This window comes from Caballeronia arationis (assembly GCF_001544975.2).
In the GTDB taxonomy this organism is placed as follows: Bacteria; Pseudomonadota; Gammaproteobacteria; order Burkholderiales; family Burkholderiaceae; genus Caballeronia; species Caballeronia arationis.
Window position 1 is genome coordinate 47,295 of sequence record NZ_FCOG02000016.1, and the last position, 15,466, is coordinate 62,760.

Here is a 15,466-nt window from a genome sequence, read left to right on the forward strand (position 1 = left end):
TCTGATTGCGCCGCCGGACCACGCCAGTTTTCCTACAATGGGACGACGATGTACGACTTGCTGAAAACCATCGACGATCCGGCCGCCCTGCGCGCCCTCGATCGCCGCCAACTGCAGCCGCTTGCCGACGAACTGCGGGCCTACGTGCTCGACAGCGTGTCGCAAACGGGCGGTCATCTGTCGTCGAATCTCGGCACGGTCGAGCTGACGATCGCGCTGCACTATGTATTCGACACCCCCGGTGACCGCATCGTCTGGGACGTCGGCCATCAGACCTATCCACACAAGATCCTGACCGGCCGCCGCGAACAGATGCCGACGCTGCGCCAGCTCGGCGGCATTTCCGGCTTCCCGCGCCGCAGCGAGTCCGAGTACGACACGTTCGGCACGGCGCATTCGAGCACGTCGATTTCGGCGGCCCTCGGCATGGCGATCGCGAGCAAATTGCAGGGCGACAACCGCTTTTCGATCGCCGTGATCGGCGACGGCGCGATGACCGCCGGCATGGCCTTCGAGGCGATGAACAACGCGGGCGTCGAAGACGACGTGCCGCTGCTCGTGATCCTGAACGACAACGACATGTCGATTTCGCCGCCGGTCGGCGCGCTGAATCGCCATCTCGCGCGGCTGATGTCTGGCCGTTTCTATGCCGCCGCGCGCGCCGGCGTCGAGCGCGTGCTGCGCGTCGCGCCGCCGATGCTCGACCTCGCCCGCAAGCTCGAAGAGCACGCCAAGGGCATGATCGTGCCGGCTACGCTCTTCGAGGAATTCGGCTTCAACTACATCGGCCCGATCGACGGCCACGACCTCGATTCGCTGATCCCGACGCTGCAGAACATCAAGGAACTGCGCGGTCCGCAATTCCTGCACGTCGTGACGAAGAAGGGCCAGGGCTACAAGCTCGCCGAAGCCGATCCGGTGCTCTATCACGGCCCGGGCAAGTTCAATCCGGCCGAAGGCATCAAGCCGTCGACGGCGCCGTCGAAGAAAACCTATACGCAGGTCTTCGGCGAGTGGCTCTGCGACGCCGCCGCGCAGGATTCGCGCGTCGTAGGCATCACGCCCGCGATGCGCGAGGGCTCCGGCATGGTCGAGTTCGAGAAACGCTTCCCGGACCGCTATTTCGACGTCGGCATCGCCGAACAGCACGCCGTGACGTTCGCGGGCGGGCTCGCCGCCGACGGCATGAAGCCGGTCGTCGCGATCTATTCGACGTTCCTGCAACGCGCCTACGACCAGTTGATCCACGACGTCGCGCTGCAAAACCTGCCGGTGGTGTTCGCAATCGACCGCGCGGGCCTCGTCGGCGCCGACGGCGCGACGCACGCGGGCAACTACGATCTTGCCTTCATGCGCTGCGTCCCGAACATGACGGTGATGGCCGCGTCTGACGAAAACGAATGCCGCCAGATGCTCTACACCGCACTCCAGCAGCCGGGACCGGCCGCCGTGCGCTATCCGCGGGGCGCGGGCACGGGCGTCGCGACCGTCAAGCAGATGACCGCGATTCCGCTCGGCAAGGGCGAAATCCGCCGCGAATCGACGCAGAAGCTCGGCTCGGGCAAGCGCATCGCGATCCTTGCGTTCGGCACGATGGTCGCGCCGTCGCTTGCCGCCGCCGAGGAACTCGACGCCACCGTCGCCAACATGCGCTTCGTGAAGCCGATCGACGCCGACTTGCTGCGCGAACTCGCCGCGACCCACGACGCGCTCGTGACCATCGAGGAAGGGGCGATCATGGGCGGCGCGGGTTCGGCGTGCGTCGAGGCGCTGCTCGCCAGTTCGGTGATCAAGCCGGTGCTGCAACTCGGCCTGCCGGACGTGTTCATCGATCACGGCGACCCCGTCAAGCTGCTCGCGAGCGTCGGGCTGGATGGCGCGGGCATCGCGAAATCGATTCGCGAGCGCTTTCTGACCGACGTCGACAGCGCCGCGGGCAAGCTGACCAAGCGCGTCGCCTGAACCGATTCCGATATGAGCGGCGCGCCCGGGGAACGCGCGCCGCGTCCGTGACATCGATATGACGTGCTGCCTGAGCGACCGCAGCGCGTTACCGCATTCCGCCATACCGTTGACACCGCGCGCCGCCCCGGCCCACGCGCCCGGTTCGCAAGGACATAACAAGATGAATCAGATGAATCCCGCCTTCGTGATGCCCGACGTGCAGAGCACGCCCGACATCCGCCAGATTCCGATCCAGCGCGTAGGCGTGAAGGGCGTGCGTTATCCGCTCACCGTGCGCACGCAAAGCGGCGACGTGCAGCCGAGCGTTGGCGTGTGGAATCTCGACGTGCATCTGCCCGCCGAGCAAAAAGGCACGCACATGTCGCGTTTCGTCGCGCTGCTCGACGAGCACCGCGCGCCGCTCGACCAGGCCGCGTTTCGCGCGATGCTCGATTCGATGCTCGCGAAGCTCGAAGCGCAGGCGGGTCGCATCGAAGTGACGTTTCCGTATTTCGTGATGAAGACGGCGCCGGTTTCGGGCGTCGAGAGCCTGATGGACTACGAAGTCACGCTGGCGGGCGAACTGCGCGACGGCGCGACGCGGCTGTCGCTCAAGGTGCTCGTGCCGGTGACGAGCCTGTGCCCGTGCTCGAAGAAAATCTCGCAATACGGCGCGCACAACCAGCGCTCGCACGTGACGATTACCGCCGAGCTGGCGGGCGATTTGCCCGTCGAGGATCTGATCCGGATCGCCGAAGAGGAAGCGTCGTGCGAACTCTGGGGCCTGCTCAAGCGCCCGGACGAGAAATTCGTGACCGAGCGCGCTTACGAGAATCCGAAGTTCGTCGAGGACCTCGTGCGCGACGTCGCGACGCGGCTCAACGCGGACGAGCGCGTCGTCGCGTACACGCTTGAAGCCGAGAACTTCGAGTCGATTCACAATCACAGCGCCTATGCGGTGATCGAGCGCGACAAGCGCGTGTGATTCGCGCGAGCGTGTGACTTCGAAAAGGCCGATCTGACGATCGGCCTTTTTTCATGCCGCCGCCCTTTCCCACGCGAGCGGGCCGCCGCGCACCGAATCCAGCACGATCGACGCAAGCCGCTCGACCGGCGCCGGCGCCACCGCCGAAGCGCGTTGCAACGCAAGCGGAATGGTCGGGAGGGGCGGCAGGCCGGTTTCGCCTTCACTGAGCGCGCGCACGGTCGACGGCAAGCCGTAGCGCGTGCGCACCGTGACGCCGAGACCGGCCGCAGCCGCTGCCCACAAGCCGGCCAGACTCGGACTCGTAAAGGCCACGCGCCATTTGATTTCCGCGCGGTCGAGCGCTGCGGTCGCGGCGCTGTGAAACACGCACGGCCGGTCGAACGCGACGAGAGGCAACGGTTCGTCGTCGTCGCGCGTCCACGGCAGGCTCGACGATCCGATCCAGCTCATCGGCGACACGGCGACAGGCTCGGCGAGTTCCGAAGCGGGCGCGCCCCAGACCAGCGCGAGATCGAGCTGATTCGTTGCGATCCGTTCCAGCAGATCGGCGTTGCGCGCCACCCGCGCCTCGATGCGCACCTTCGGATGCGCGCGCGCAAAGCGCCCGAGCACGTCCGGCAGCACGACTTCGCCGAAATCCTCCTGCAAGCCGAGCCTTATCCAGCCTTCGAGATCGACGCCGCGCATCGCAACGGCGGCCTCGTCGTTCAGTTCGACCAGGCGGCGCGCGTAGCGCAGCATGACCTCGCCGGCTTCGGTCAGCGCGAGCCCGCGTCCCGACTTGCGAAACAGCGTCGTGCCCGCCTGTTCCTCCAGCTTGCGAATCTGAGCGCTAACGGCCGACGTCGAGCGCCCCACGCGATCCGCCGCCTTCGCAAAACTCCCGAGGTCCATCCCCGCGACGAAGCTGCGCAACACCGCGAGATCGAACGAAATCTGGTTCATCGCAATCGTCCTGTTTTGTCGAATGGTGCGTACCAAACTTTCTGATATTCAGGACGATGGTAAAGCGGGAAACTCATCTGGTCAATTTCGGGAGAGCAGGATCATGGCAACACCGCTTACATGGCAGACGGCGGCGCGCGGCGAGTCGCATCGATGGAAGGTGCTGGGCGTAGGAGTTGCCGCCAATGCGAGTTTTTCGGCGGCTTCGGCCGGCATTCCGACGACGGCCGTCTGGCTGCGCTCGGGCTATCACCTCGGCAACGCGGAACTTGGCCTCGCACTCGGTGCCATGGGGCTGGGCGTCGCGGTGTCGGAATTGCCGTGGGGCATGCTGACCGACCGCTGGGGCGACCGGCCCGTGCTCCTCGCCGGCCTCGCGGCCACCGCCGCCGCGCTCTTCGCGATGGCGCTCTTCGTCGTGCCGCACGGCGGCCATCCGGTTCCCGCGCTCGGCTGGCTGGTGTTCGGCATGTGCCTGACCGGGCTCGTCGGCGGCAGCGTCAACGGGTCGAGCGGACGCGCCGTCATGGCATGGTTTCGCGAAGGCGAGCGCGGACTCGCGATGAGCATCCGTCAGACGGCCGTGCCGCTCGGCGGCGGATTGGGCGCGCTCGTACTGCCGTGGCTCGCGGCATCGCACGGATTCGCGGCCGTCTACGGCGTGCTTGCGGCGATGTGCGCGGTATCGGGCGCGTTCGCCTGGCGGTGGCTGCACGAGCCGTCGTTTGCGCAGACTTCGGCAGGCGTCGCACGCGCCCCTGCGCCTGAGGCCGAACCCCTGCGCGACACGCAAATCTGGCGCGTCGTGCTCGGCATCGGTTTGCTCTGTTCGCCGCAGATGGCCGTGCTCACCTTCGCGACCGTGTTCCTCCACGACGCCGCGCACCTCGGCATCGCCGCGATCAGCGGGACGATGGCCGTCGTGCAGGCCGGCGCAATGGCGATGCGCGTCTGGAGCGGCCGCTACACCGACCGTCGCGGCAACCGGCGCGCGTATATGCGCGGCTCGACGCTCGTCGCGGCGGCATCGTTCGCCGTGCTCGCGGCGGCGCTCGAAGGATTCGACGCGTCCGGCACGCTGCTGATGGCGCTCGTCGCGTTCGCGGGTATCTGCGTGTCGGCGTGGCACGGGGTCGCGTACACCGAACTCGCGACGCTCGCCGGCACCGCGCGCGCCGGAACCGCGCTCGGCATGGCGAACACGGCGGTCTACGCCGGACTCTTCGTGACGCCGCTCGCGATTCCACACCTGCTCGCGGCAGGCTCGTGGGGCGCGGTCTGGTTCGTGGCAGGGCTGTGCGCGCTCGGCGCCTATCCATTGTTTCCGAAGCCCCGGCGACCTTAAACTGGCTGTCCCAAAATAATCAGCAACCATCTTGCATGGGACGGAGCCAGACCTTGATCCTGATCGGCCAATACGATTCCCCGTTCGTGCGACGCGTCGGCGTCGCGCTGACGCTCTACGCGATGCCTTTCGAGCAGAAGCCGTGGTCGGTCTTCGGCGACGCCGCGAAGATCGCGCCGTTCAACCCGTTGATCCGCGTGCCGACGCTCGTGCTCGATTCAGGCGAAGTGCTGATCGAGAGCGCGATGATCCTCGACTATCTCGACGAGGAAGCGGGCGCGCAAAGGCGAATGATGGCCGCGTCGGGGCCCGCGCGGCGTCAGGCGCAGAAGGTCTGCGCGCTGGCGACGGGTCTCGGCGACAAGGCCGTCGCGCTGGTCTACGAGCGCGTGCTGCACAAGGAGAAATCTGAGGTGTGGGTGGAACGCTGCACGGGACAGGTGGAGCGTGTGATGGACGTGCTGGAAGCGGACCGCGCGGCACGCGCCACGCCCTGGTGGTTCGGCGACGCCATCGGTCACGCCGACATCACGGTGGCCTGCGCGCTGCGATTTGCGCGCGAGGCGCATCCGGCGCTCTTCACGGCGACGCGCTGGCCGACGCTCATCGCGCATTCCGACCGCTGCGAGGCGCTACCGGCGTTTCAGGCGATCGTCCAGCCGTTCAATCCGCCGAGCTGAATGGAGGTTCAGGCGGCCGCGAGCGAGGTCAAATCCCAGCGCGGCTTGACGGTGAACGCGTAGTCGCGCACGGCCTGCTCCGGCCAGCGCGACAGACGCAGCGCGCCGGCAAGCGCGATCATCGCGCCGTTGTCGGTGCAGAGCGAGAGGTCGGGATAGTGCACGTCGAAGCGGCGCTTTTTCGCCGCCGCCGACAGCGCTTCGCGCAATTGCCGGTTCGCGCCCACGCCGCCCGCGACCACGAGCCGCGAAAGTCCGGTTGCCTTTAGCGCGGCGAGTGACTTCGCGGTGAGCACGTCGACGGCGGCATCGACGAAACCGCGCGCCAGATCCGCCTTCGCCTGTTCGCAGACATTCGCGCCAAGCTTGCGGCTCTGCGTGAGGACCGCGGTTTTCAGGCCGCTGAAGCTGAAATCGAGGTCGCCGGAGTGCAGCATCGGACGCGGCAACGTGACCGCGCCCGGCGTGCCGAACTCCGCCATCCGCGAGACTTCCGGGCCGCCCGGATAGCCGAGGCCGAGCAGTTTCGCGGTCTTGTCGAACGCTTCGCCGGCGGCGTCGTCGAGCGTCTCGCCCAGCGTTTCGTACACGCCGACGTCGGTCACGCGCATCAGCTGCGTATGCCCGCCCGAGACCAGGAGCGCCACGAACGGAAACGGCGGCGGCTCGTCGACCAAGAGCGGCGAGAGCAGGTGCCCTTCGAGGTGATGGATGCCGACGGTCGGCTTGTCCCACGCCATCGCAAGCGAATTCGCGACGCTCGCGCCCACCAGCAGCGCGCCCGCGAGGCCGGGGCCCTGCGTGAACGCGATGGCGTCGATGTCGCCGCGTCCGACGCGGGCTTCCGTCATCACCTGTTCGAGCAGCGGCAACGCGCGCCGGATGTGATCGCGCGAAGCCAGTTCCGGCACGACCCCACCGTATTCGCGATGCATCGCGATCTGCGAATGCAGCGCGTGCGAAAGCAGGCCGCGCCCGGTGTCGTAGAGCGCGAGGCCGGTTTCGTCGCAGGAGCTTTCGATGCCTAGAACTAGCATGGGAATCAACAGTTTAGGGAACATGAAAGTATAGCAGCGGGGCCATTCTCGCGTTCCCGCCAGCGGCGTCGCGGCAGGCGCGCCGGTTAGCGCCGGTTACAATGCGCGCCATGGAATCCTTTGATATTGCCGTCATCGGCGCGGGCGCGGCCGGCATGATGTGCGCCGCGGTCGCAGCACAAAGCGGCCGCCGCGTCGTCCTGATCGACCACGCCGAGCGCCTCGCCGAAAAAATCCGCATCTCCGGCGGCGGGCGCTGCAACTTCACGAACATCAACGCGGGACCGGCCAATTTTCTGTCGGCGAATCCGCATTTCTGCCGCTCGGCGCTCGCCCGCTACACGCCGCGCGATTTCCTCGCGCTGCTGAAGCAATACCGCGTGAGCTGGCACGAAAAGCACAAGGGCCAGCTTTTCTGCGACGACTCGAGCGAATCGGTCATCGATCTCCTCAAGAGCGAATGCGACGCCGGGCGCGTCGCGTGGCGCCGACCGGTGACCGTCGAAGCGATCCGCCGCGACAGCGAACGCTTCGCGCTCGACACGACGGCCGGCACGATCGAAGCGGCGGCGCTCGTGATCGCGACGGGCGGGTTGTCGATTCCGAAGATCGGCGCGACGGATTTCGGGTATCGCGTGGCGAAGCAGTTCGGTCACAAGCTCGTCGACATGCGTCCGGCGCTCGTGCCGCTCACCTTCGCCGCCGACGACTGGGCGCCGTTTTCAGCACTTTCGGGGCTGTCGGTGGAAGTGGACCTGAGCACCGGCAAAGGCAAGACGCGCGGTGAGTTCTCCGAGGACCTGCTGCTCACCCATCGCGGGCTGTCCGGCCCGGGCGTGCTGCAGATTTCGAGCTACTGGAATCCGTCCGAGCCGATCCACATCGACTTGCTGCCGGGCATCGACGCGACCGAGGCGCTGCTTGCCGCGAAAGCGGGCTCGAAGAAGCAGATCGCGACGTTCCTCGCCGAGCACGTGCCGGTACGTCTCGCGCATACCTGGCTCGAAGCGCAAGGCGTTGCCGCCGATGCCCGTCTCGCCGACCTGCCGGACCGGACGCTGAAAGCGGTCGGTGAATCACTGTCGCGCTGGACGCTCACCCCAAACGGCACCGAAGGCTATCGCAAGGCCGAGGTGACGCGCGGCGGAGTCGATACGCGCGAACTGTCCTCGGCGACGATGATGAGCGCGCGCACGCCCGGTCTGTACTTCATCGGCGAGGCGGTAGACGTTACCGGGTGGCTCGGCGGATACAACTTTCAGTGGGCGTGGGCATCGGGCGTCGCGGCCGGTCAGGCCGCCGCCGAATTCGCCCGCGAGAGGGCGCTGCGCGATTCCGCCTGAGATTCCCGGGAGTCAGATGCCGCAAGGCTTCGGGGAGCGGTGATGCGGGTCCGGAGCCGACTCGAAACGGCGGATCGACCTGCTATACTCGATCGGTACTTTGGGTCGATCGGCGATATCGTAAATAGTCCCTCGCGCGGCGCGACGTTCGTGTCGAACGGATCACGTTGAAACGCGACGGGAAGCCTCCATGTGTTCCATTGCCAGCGGATGTCGGCCGCTTCATGGCCCGCTTGAGGAAACATCCCAAGCGGGTTTTTGCTTTGTTCGCCTCGGTTTGCGTAGCGGCGAAGGCAGCGGCAGACCGGCAGGCCCAATCTCTTCATATTTGCAATTGCACCGGGTGAACGATGAGCCTCAAGGACCAGATCAGCGACGACATGAAAACCGCGATGCGCGCACGGGAAACCGAGCGCCTCGGCACGATTCGCCTGTTGCTCGCCGCGATCAAGCAGCGTGAAGTCGACGATCGCGTGACGCTCGACGACGCGGCCGTGACCGCCGTCATCGACAAAATGATCAAGCAGCGCAAGGACTCGATCAGCCAGTTCCAGACCGCCGGCCGCGACGACCTGGTCGCGAAGGAAAGCGCCGAGCTCGCCGTGCTCGCGGCGTACATGCCGGAGCAGTTGTCGCCCGAGGCGATCGCGGCCGAAGTCCAAGCAGCCGTGGCCGCGACCGGCGCCGCCGGCCCGCAGGACATGGGCAAGGTGATGGGCGTGCTCAAGCCGAAGCTCGCGGGCAAGGCGGACATGACGGCCGTCTCCGCGCAGGTCAAGGCGGCACTTTCGAAATAAGCGCGCCGAACGGTGATTCCGCACGCGTTCCTGCAGGACCTGCTCAACCGCGTCGATATCGTCGACGTGGTGGGCCGCTTCGTCCAGTTGAAAAAGGGCGGCGCGAATTTCATGGGTCTGTGCCCGTTCCATAACGAGAAGAGCCCGTCGTTCACGGTCAGCCCGACCAAGCAGTTCTATCACTGCTTCGGCTGCGGCGCGCACGGCACGGCGATCAGCTTTCTCATGGAGCACACCGGGCTCACGTTTCCCGAGGCGGTGAAGGAACTCGCGCAGTCGGTCGGACTGACGGTGCCGCAGGAACCGTCTTCGTTCAGGGGCGGCGGCGGCGGCGAAGGCTACGCGCCGGCGCCGAGCAAGGCGGTGAGCGTCGCGCTGACGGAAGTCATGCAGACCGCCTGCGATTTCTATCGCAAGCAGTTGCGCGGCGCGCCGAACGCGATCGCGTATCTGAAAAAGCGTGGACTGACCGGCGAAATCGCCGCGCGCTTCGGCCTCGGTTATGCCCCGGACGGCTGGCAGAACCTCGAAACCGCCTTCCCCGACTACCGCAACGACAACCTCGTCGAAGCGGGGCTCGTGATCGTCAGCGAGAAAAACGACGCGCAGGGTCAGGCGCGGCGCTACGACCGCTTCCGCGAACGCGTGATGTTCCCGATCCGCAACGTGAAGGGCAACGTGATCGGCTTCGGCGGGCGCATTCTCGACAGCGGCGAGCCGAAGTATTTGAATTCGCCCGAAACGCCTTTATTTAGCAAGGGAAGCGAGCTTTACGGCCTGTTCGAGGCGCGTCTTGCGATTCGCGAACTGGGCTATGTGCTCGTCGTCGAAGGGTATATGGACGTCGTCGCGCTTGCGCAGCTCGGGTTCGCGAACGCGGTCGCGACGCTCGGCACCGCTTGCACGCCGGTTCACGTCCAGAAGCTGTTTCGCCAGACCGACACGGTCGTGTTCAGCTTCGACGGCGACTCGGCAGGGCGCCGCGCGGCGCGTCGCGCGCTCGAAGCGTGCCTGCCGCACGCCGCCGACAACCGCACGATCCGGTTCCTCTTTCTGCCGAAGGAACACGATCCGGACAGTTACGTGCGCGAGTTCGGCACGGACGGCTTCGGCGAACAGGTCGACCGGGCGATGCCGCTGTCGCAGTTTCTCCTGAACGAGGTGTTGAACGACAAGGAGCTGGATCAGCCCGAAGGGCGCGCGAAGGCGCTGTTCGACGCGAAGCCGCTGTTGCAGGCTTTGCCGGCGAACGCGTTGCGGGTGCAGATATTGCACATGCTGGCGGACCGGCTCGCGACGCCGTTCGGAGAGATTGCCGCGCTGTGCGACATCGATTCGCGCGCCGCCGCAGTCGCGCGCTCGGCGCTGCCGAAGAGCGAGCGCCGCCGGGTGACGGGCCAGGAGCAGCGGGCGTTGCGCAATCTTGTGATGTATCCGGGAATCGCGAAAGCGCTCGACAGCGAGGGCGAGCAGACGCTCGTGACCATGACCGAGCACGGCGAGTTGTTCGGGGAGGTGATCGGCCATGCGCGCGAGCTGGGCGAGAGCGCGGAATTCCAGATGCTGTCGGATCTGTTGAGAAACGCCGCGAATGCCCCGACATACGAAGATATCTTTCAGGAAATTCTCGCCTATGATGAAAATGTGCGGGATCTCCTGATGCGCGATCCGGCGGACGAAAGTGCGGCGGAGCGGGTCGCCGAGCAACGCAAGCTGCTCGCGGAGGAATTGCAGGCGACCGTTGTAAAACTGCGCCATGACAGCTATCGCGCCCGGCTCGATCAACTGGCGCGGCAGTCGTCGCTCTCGGCGGAGGAAGTTGCCGAATTCAGCGAGCTGTCGGCGAAAGCTGCGCAAATGAAGGCGGCGAGAGTGGTGACCCGGGAGAGCTAAACCGGCGATGCTATAATTAAAGGTTTTAAGCAAGTTGTTTTTTGAGTTTGTTTTCCTTGTGCGGCGCGCGCAAATTGCCCGACGAATCAACCGATTCTGGGCACGGCAAGCGCCCGGCGAAATAGGCAAATGGCAAAGACTACGAGCGGGAAAAAAGCGACAGGACAGGGCTCGAACGAGCCAGAACGGGCAGCGGCCCACAAGGAGTCAGCTTCTCTCGCGGGCGTGTCGGAAGCCGGGGCGCGCAAGGCACCGGACTTGAAAAAGAAGGCGCAGGCTGAATCGACTGCGAACAAGGCGTCGGCGACATCGGTCAAGGCCGTGCACGCGCCGGAGAGAGGGCCCGATGGGGCCGAAACGCTCGCAGGCGAACAGACGGGCAGAAGGGTAGCGGCTGCTATGGAGGGTAGGAACGAGGGTCGAAGTCCGCCTGTACGAGAAGGCCCCCGCGACGACCCAGGACATGGCACGCAGGACGAAGCAGCGCGCGCACATTCAGTATCCACGGTTCCATCGGCTGCCGTCCAGCAGCCGCGAGTCGAGACTAAAGCCGGCACGGCGAATTCCATGACGAAAAAGCTGAACGAAGTACCCGTCGAAGACGACGCAACGCAAAACGCAGAGCCTGCGGCTGTCGCGGCTCCGTCGGCGAAGGTGAAGGCACGTGATCGGCGCGCGAAGGAAAAAGCGCTGCTGAAGGACGCGTTCGCCTCGGCGGCGCCCGGCACGCTCGAAGAGCTCGAGGAGCGGCGCTCGAAGCTGCGCGCGCTCATCAAGCTCGGCAAGGAGCGCGGCTACCTGACGTACGCGGAAATCAACGATCACCTGCCCGACAACTTCACGGAAACGGAAGCGATCGAAGGGATCATCAGCACGTTCAACGACATGGGCGTTGCCGTCTACGAACAGGCGCCGGATGCCGAAACGCTGCTCCTGAACGACAACGCGCCCGCCGCTTCCTCCGACGACGAAGTCGAGGAAGAAGCCGAAGTCGCGCTGTCCACCGTCGATTCCGAATTCGGCCGCACGACCGACCCGGTCCGCATGTACATGCGTGAAATGGGCACGGTCGAACTGCTCACGCGGGAAGGCGAAATCGAGATCGCGAAGCGGATCGAGGACGGCCTCAAGCACATGGTCATGGCGATCTCCGCCTGCCCGACGACCATCGCGGACATCCTCGCGATGGCCGAGCGCGTGCAGAACGAGGAGACCCGCGTCGACGAACTGGTCGACGGCCTGATCGATCCGAACGCCGAGGACGCCGACGGTTTCTCCGAGCAGGAAGCGGAAGCGATCGAAAGCGAAGACGAGGAAGAGGAAGCCGAAGAGAGCGACGACGAGGAAGAAGAGGACGAAAGCACCGCGCAGGCGAATGCGAACGCCGCTCAGCTCGAAGCGCTCAAGCGCGCGTCGCTGGAGAAGTTCTCGCTGATCAGCGAATGGTTCGACAAGATGCGTCGCGCCTACGAGAAGGAAGGCTACAAGTCGAAGGCGTATCTGAAGGCGCAGGAAGCCATCCAGACCGAACTCATGTCGATCCGCTTCACTGCGCGTACCGTCGAGCGCCTGTGCGACACCCTGCGCGCGCAGGTGGACGAGGTGCGTCAGGTCGAGCGCCAGATTCTGCACACGGTCGTCGACAAGTGCGGCATGCCGCGCGCCGAGTTCATCACGCGCTTCCCGGGCAACGAAACGGATCTCGAATGGTCGGAGAAGGTCGTGACGGAAGGTCATGGCTATAGCGCGATTCTCGAGCGCAACATTCCCGCGATCCGCGAGCAGCAGCAGCGTCTGCTCGACTTGCAGGCGCGCGTCGTGTTGCCGCTCAAGGACCTGAAGGAAACCAACCGCCAGATGGCGGCGGGCGAACTGAAGGCGCGTCAGGCGAAGCGTGAGATGACCGAGGCGAACCTGCGTCTCGTGATTTCTATCGCGAAGAAGTACACGAACCGCGGCCTGCAGTTCCTCGACCTGATCCAGGAAGGCAACATCGGCCTGATGAAGGCGGTGGACAAGTTCGAATATCGCCGTGGCTACAAGTTCTCGACCTACGCGACTTGGTGGATTCGCCAGGCCATCACGCGCTCGATCGCGGACCAGGCGCGCACCATCCGGATTCCGGTTCACATGATCGAAACGATCAACAAGATGAACCGGATTTCGCGGCAGATCCTGCAGGAAACCGGTCTCGAGCCGGATCCGGCTACGCTCGCCGAAAAGATGGAGATGCCGGAAGACAAGATCCGCAAGATCATGAAGATCGCGAAGGAGCCGATCTCGATGGAAACGCCGATCGGCGACGACGACGATTCGCATCTCGGCGACTTCATCGAGGACACGAACACCGTCGCCCCGGCCGACGCCGCGCTGCACGCGAGCATGCGCGATGTCGTCAAGGACGTGCTCGATTCGTTGACGCCGCGCGAGGCGAAGGTGCTGCGCATGCGTTTCGGCATCGAAATGAGCACGGACCATACGCTTGAGGAAGTCGGCAAACAGTTCGACGTGACGCGCGAGCGGATTCGTCAGATCGAAGCGAAGGCGCTGCGCAAGCTTCGTCACCCGAGCCGCTCCGACAAGCTGAAGTCGTTCCTCGAAGGGAACTGACCGGCTCTTGTCTTGCGAGGCGTTGTGAGGCAAACTCGCAACCCTCGTAGAGCAAGCGCAATGTTCAGATGTATCGAAAAGCGCCGCCCGGCGCTTTCTTTTTGCCCTTTTCTCATTAAAAGGGCCGGAAGCTTAATTGGTATAAGCTGTCGACTCATAATCGACCGATAGTGGGTTCGAGTCCCACCCGGCCCACCACTTCGTCTCCCTCCTGTACTCCTCGCGCGCGCCCGCGCCTGTGCGCCTCGGCTTTGGGCGATGCGCATTAGAATCGCTGAAAGGGCCGAGAGCCTGCGATGTATAAGCTAACGTCAATGAAAATAATTAGAACGTTTTGCTATCGTTTATACCTGATCTAGGTCAGCATGATTCGATCTACGCATCAAAAGGAGCGAGAGACATGGAAAACACATCGAATCTGAAGCGCTATGAGCTGCTGATCGGCGGCGAATCCGTGCCGCCGAGCGGTGGCACCTATTCGATCGACCTCGATCCCGCCACCGAAAAGCCGATCGCGCAGGTCGCGCAGGGTACCGCCGCCGACGTCGAGCGCGCCGTGCAGGCCGCCCGCGCAGCGCTCAAGCCGTGGAACGCCATCCGCGCCGCCGAACGCGGCCGCATCCTGATGCGTTTCGCCGAACTGCTCCGGCAGAATCAGGAAGAACTCGCGGCTGTCGAGAGCCTCGACTGCGGCAAGCCGATCGCGGGCGTGCTGCGCCAGGACGTTCCCGCCGCCATCGACACCGTCGCCTACTACGCCGGCTGGTGCGACAAGATCAACGGCCAGGTCGTGCCCGCGCGCCCGGACGCGCTGACGTACACGGTGCGCGAGCCGGTGGGCGTGGTCGCGGCGATCGTGCCGTGGAATTTTCCGCTGATGATCGGCATGTGGAAGATCGCGCCCGCGCTCGCCTGCGGCTGCACGCTGATCGTGAAACCCGCCGAAATCACGCCGCTGTCGGCGCTGATGATCGGCCGGCTCGCGCTCGAAGCCGGTGTGCCGCCGGGCGTGCTCAATATCGTGACGGGCAAGGGATCGGTGGTCGGCGATGCGCTCGTCGCACATCCGGGCATCGACAAGGTCACGTTCACCGGATCGCCGTCGGTCGGGCGCGGAATTCTGCAAGGCGCCGCCGGCAACTTCAAGCGTGTGACGCTGGAACTCGGCGGCAAGTCGGCGAACGTGATTTTCGCCGACGCCAATCTTGATGCCGCCACGCGCGCCGCTGCGTCCGGCATCTTCTTCAACGCGGGCCAGGTGTGCTCGGCGGGCTCGCGCGTGCTGGTGCAGCGCGCGGTCTATGACGACGTCGTCGAACGGCTCGCGGAGCGCGCGCGGGCGATCAAGCTCGGCGATCCGTCGAAACGCGAGACCGGCATGGGCCCGCTGATTTCCGCGAAGCAGATGCAGACCGTGCTGGATTACGTCGACATTGGCCGGGGCGAGGGCGCGTCGCTTGTGACCGGCGGCCAGCGCGTAGGCGAGCGCGGCTACTTCGTCGAGCCGACCGTGTTCGCGAACGTCGAGCACGAGATGCGTATCTCGCAGGAGGAAATCTTCGGCCCGGTGGTGAGCGTGATTCCGTTCGACGACGAAGCGGACGCGCTGCGCATCGCCAATGGCACGGCGTACAGCCTCGCGGCGGGCGTGTGGAGCGCGGACATCGGCCGGGTGCACCGGATGGCGGCGGAACTGAAGGCAGGCACGGTGTGGATCAATACCTACGGCTACACCGACGTCCGGCTGCCGTGGGGCGGCTCCGGCGATTCCGGCTTCGGGCGCGAACATGGCGATGTCGCGATCGAAAACTTCACGGAGCCGAAATCCGTCTGGCTCTCGCTTGCGCCATAACGAAGAAAGGCGGCCGAGGCCGCCTTTCCCTC

The 15,466-nt window shown here is 65.4% G+C and carries 11 protein-coding genes and 1 tRNA gene; 10 read left to right on the plus strand and 2 right to left on the minus strand.

The features are described from left to right. Positions 1-48: 48 nt before the first annotated feature. Positions 49-1,962, plus strand: a complete 1,914-nt coding sequence (dxs, locus tag AWB81_RS12135) for a 1-deoxy-D-xylulose-5-phosphate synthase (RefSeq protein WP_062635533.1) — start codon at positions 49-51, stop codon at positions 1,960-1,962. A gap of 163 nt (positions 1,963-2,125) precedes the next feature. After that, positions 2,126-2,929 (plus strand): GTP cyclohydrolase FolE2, encoded by an 804-nt coding sequence (folE2, locus tag AWB81_RS12140; protein WP_062635535.1) that lies wholly within the window; start codon positions 2,126-2,128, stop codon positions 2,927-2,929. Between the two features lie 51 nt (positions 2,930-2,980). Here folE2 and AWB81_RS12145 read toward each other — a convergent pair whose 3' ends face one another. Next, positions 2,981-3,877, minus strand: a complete 897-nt coding sequence (locus AWB81_RS12145; RefSeq protein WP_062635537.1) for a LysR substrate-binding domain-containing protein — start codon at positions 3,875-3,877, stop codon at positions 2,981-2,983. Between the two features lie 103 nt (positions 3,878-3,980). Between AWB81_RS12145 and AWB81_RS12150 the strand changes: the two genes are divergently transcribed. Together AWB81_RS12150 and AWB81_RS12155 are read left to right on the plus strand one after the other, a co-directional pair. After that, positions 3,981-5,222 (plus strand): MFS transporter, encoded by a 1,242-nt coding sequence (locus AWB81_RS12150; protein WP_062635539.1) that lies wholly within the window; start codon positions 3,981-3,983, stop codon positions 5,220-5,222. Between the two features lie 53 nt (positions 5,223-5,275). Further along, positions 5,276-5,902 carry a glutathione S-transferase family protein gene (locus AWB81_RS12155; RefSeq protein ID WP_062635541.1) on the plus strand — a complete coding sequence of 209 codons (627 nt, stop codon included), beginning with the start codon at positions 5,276-5,278 and terminating at the stop codon, positions 5,900-5,902. A gap of 8 nt (positions 5,903-5,910) precedes the next feature. Here the strand turns inward: AWB81_RS12155 and tsaD are convergent, their stop codons facing one another. Then, on the minus strand, positions 5,911-6,939 hold the full coding sequence (gene tsaD, locus AWB81_RS12160; RefSeq protein ID WP_062635694.1) for a tRNA (adenosine(37)-N6)-threonylcarbamoyltransferase complex transferase subunit TsaD: 1,029 nt from the start codon (positions 6,937-6,939) through the stop codon (positions 5,911-5,913). 110 nt (positions 6,940-7,049) lie between these two features. On the opposite strand from tsaD, the gene AWB81_RS12165 reads away from it, so the two are divergent. From AWB81_RS12165 to AWB81_RS12190, 6 genes are all read left to right on the plus strand, one after another. Continuing rightward, a complete protein-coding gene (locus AWB81_RS12165) occupies positions 7,050-8,282 on the plus strand; it encodes a BaiN/RdsA family NAD(P)/FAD-dependent oxidoreductase (RefSeq protein WP_062635542.1) in 1,233 nt (410 codons plus the stop codon). 350 nt (positions 8,283-8,632) lie between these two features. Beyond that, positions 8,633-9,079 carry a GatB/YqeY domain-containing protein gene (locus AWB81_RS12170; protein ID WP_062635543.1) on the plus strand — a complete coding sequence of 149 codons (447 nt, stop codon included), beginning with the start codon at positions 8,633-8,635 and terminating at the stop codon, positions 9,077-9,079. 12 nt (positions 9,080-9,091) lie between these two features. Continuing rightward, on the plus strand, positions 9,092-10,972 hold the full coding sequence (gene dnaG / locus AWB81_RS12175; protein ID WP_062635544.1) for a DNA primase: 1,881 nt from the start codon (positions 9,092-9,094) through the stop codon (positions 10,970-10,972). A 129-nt stretch (positions 10,973-11,101) separates the two neighbouring features. Next, a complete protein-coding gene (gene rpoD / locus AWB81_RS12180) occupies positions 11,102-13,582 on the plus strand; it encodes an RNA polymerase sigma factor RpoD (RefSeq protein WP_087134917.1) in 2,481 nt (826 codons plus the stop codon). A 121-nt stretch (positions 13,583-13,703) separates the two neighbouring features. Continuing rightward, positions 13,704-13,780, plus strand: a tRNA-Ile gene (locus tag AWB81_RS12185). Positions 13,781-13,982: 202 nt separating this feature from the next. Beyond that, positions 13,983-15,434 carry an aldehyde dehydrogenase family protein gene (locus tag AWB81_RS12190; protein WP_062635546.1) on the plus strand — a complete coding sequence of 484 codons (1,452 nt, stop codon included), beginning with the start codon at positions 13,983-13,985 and terminating at the stop codon, positions 15,432-15,434. Positions 15,435-15,466 lie beyond the last annotated feature (32 nt).

What these genes read in the sequence shown, in the direction of transcription:
- dxs (WP_062635533.1), top strand. Translation starts at nt 49, where the DNA reads ATGTACGACTTGCTGAAAACCATCGACGATCCGGCCGCCCTGCGCGCC.
- folE2 (WP_062635535.1), top strand. Translation starts at nt 2,126, where the DNA reads ATGAATCAGATGAATCCCGCCTTCGTGATGCCCGACGTGCAGAGCACG.
- AWB81_RS12145 (WP_062635537.1), bottom strand. Translation starts at nt 3,877, where the DNA reads ATGAACCAGATTTCGTTCGATCTCGCGGTGTTGCGCAGCTTCGTCGCG.
- AWB81_RS12150 (WP_062635539.1), top strand. Translation starts at nt 3,981, where the DNA reads ATGGCAACACCGCTTACATGGCAGACGGCGGCGCGCGGCGAGTCGCAT.
- tsaD (WP_062635694.1), bottom strand. Translation starts at nt 6,939, where the DNA reads ATGCTAGTTCTAGGCATCGAAAGCTCCTGCGACGAAACCGGCCTCGCG.
- AWB81_RS12165 (WP_062635542.1), top strand. Translation starts at nt 7,050, where the DNA reads ATGGAATCCTTTGATATTGCCGTCATCGGCGCGGGCGCGGCCGGCATG.
- AWB81_RS12170 (WP_062635543.1), top strand. Translation starts at nt 8,633, where the DNA reads ATGAGCCTCAAGGACCAGATCAGCGACGACATGAAAACCGCGATGCGC.
- rpoD (WP_087134917.1), top strand. Translation starts at nt 11,102, where the DNA reads ATGGCAAAGACTACGAGCGGGAAAAAAGCGACAGGACAGGGCTCGAAC.
- AWB81_RS12190 (WP_062635546.1), top strand. Translation starts at nt 13,983, where the DNA reads ATGGAAAACACATCGAATCTGAAGCGCTATGAGCTGCTGATCGGCGGC.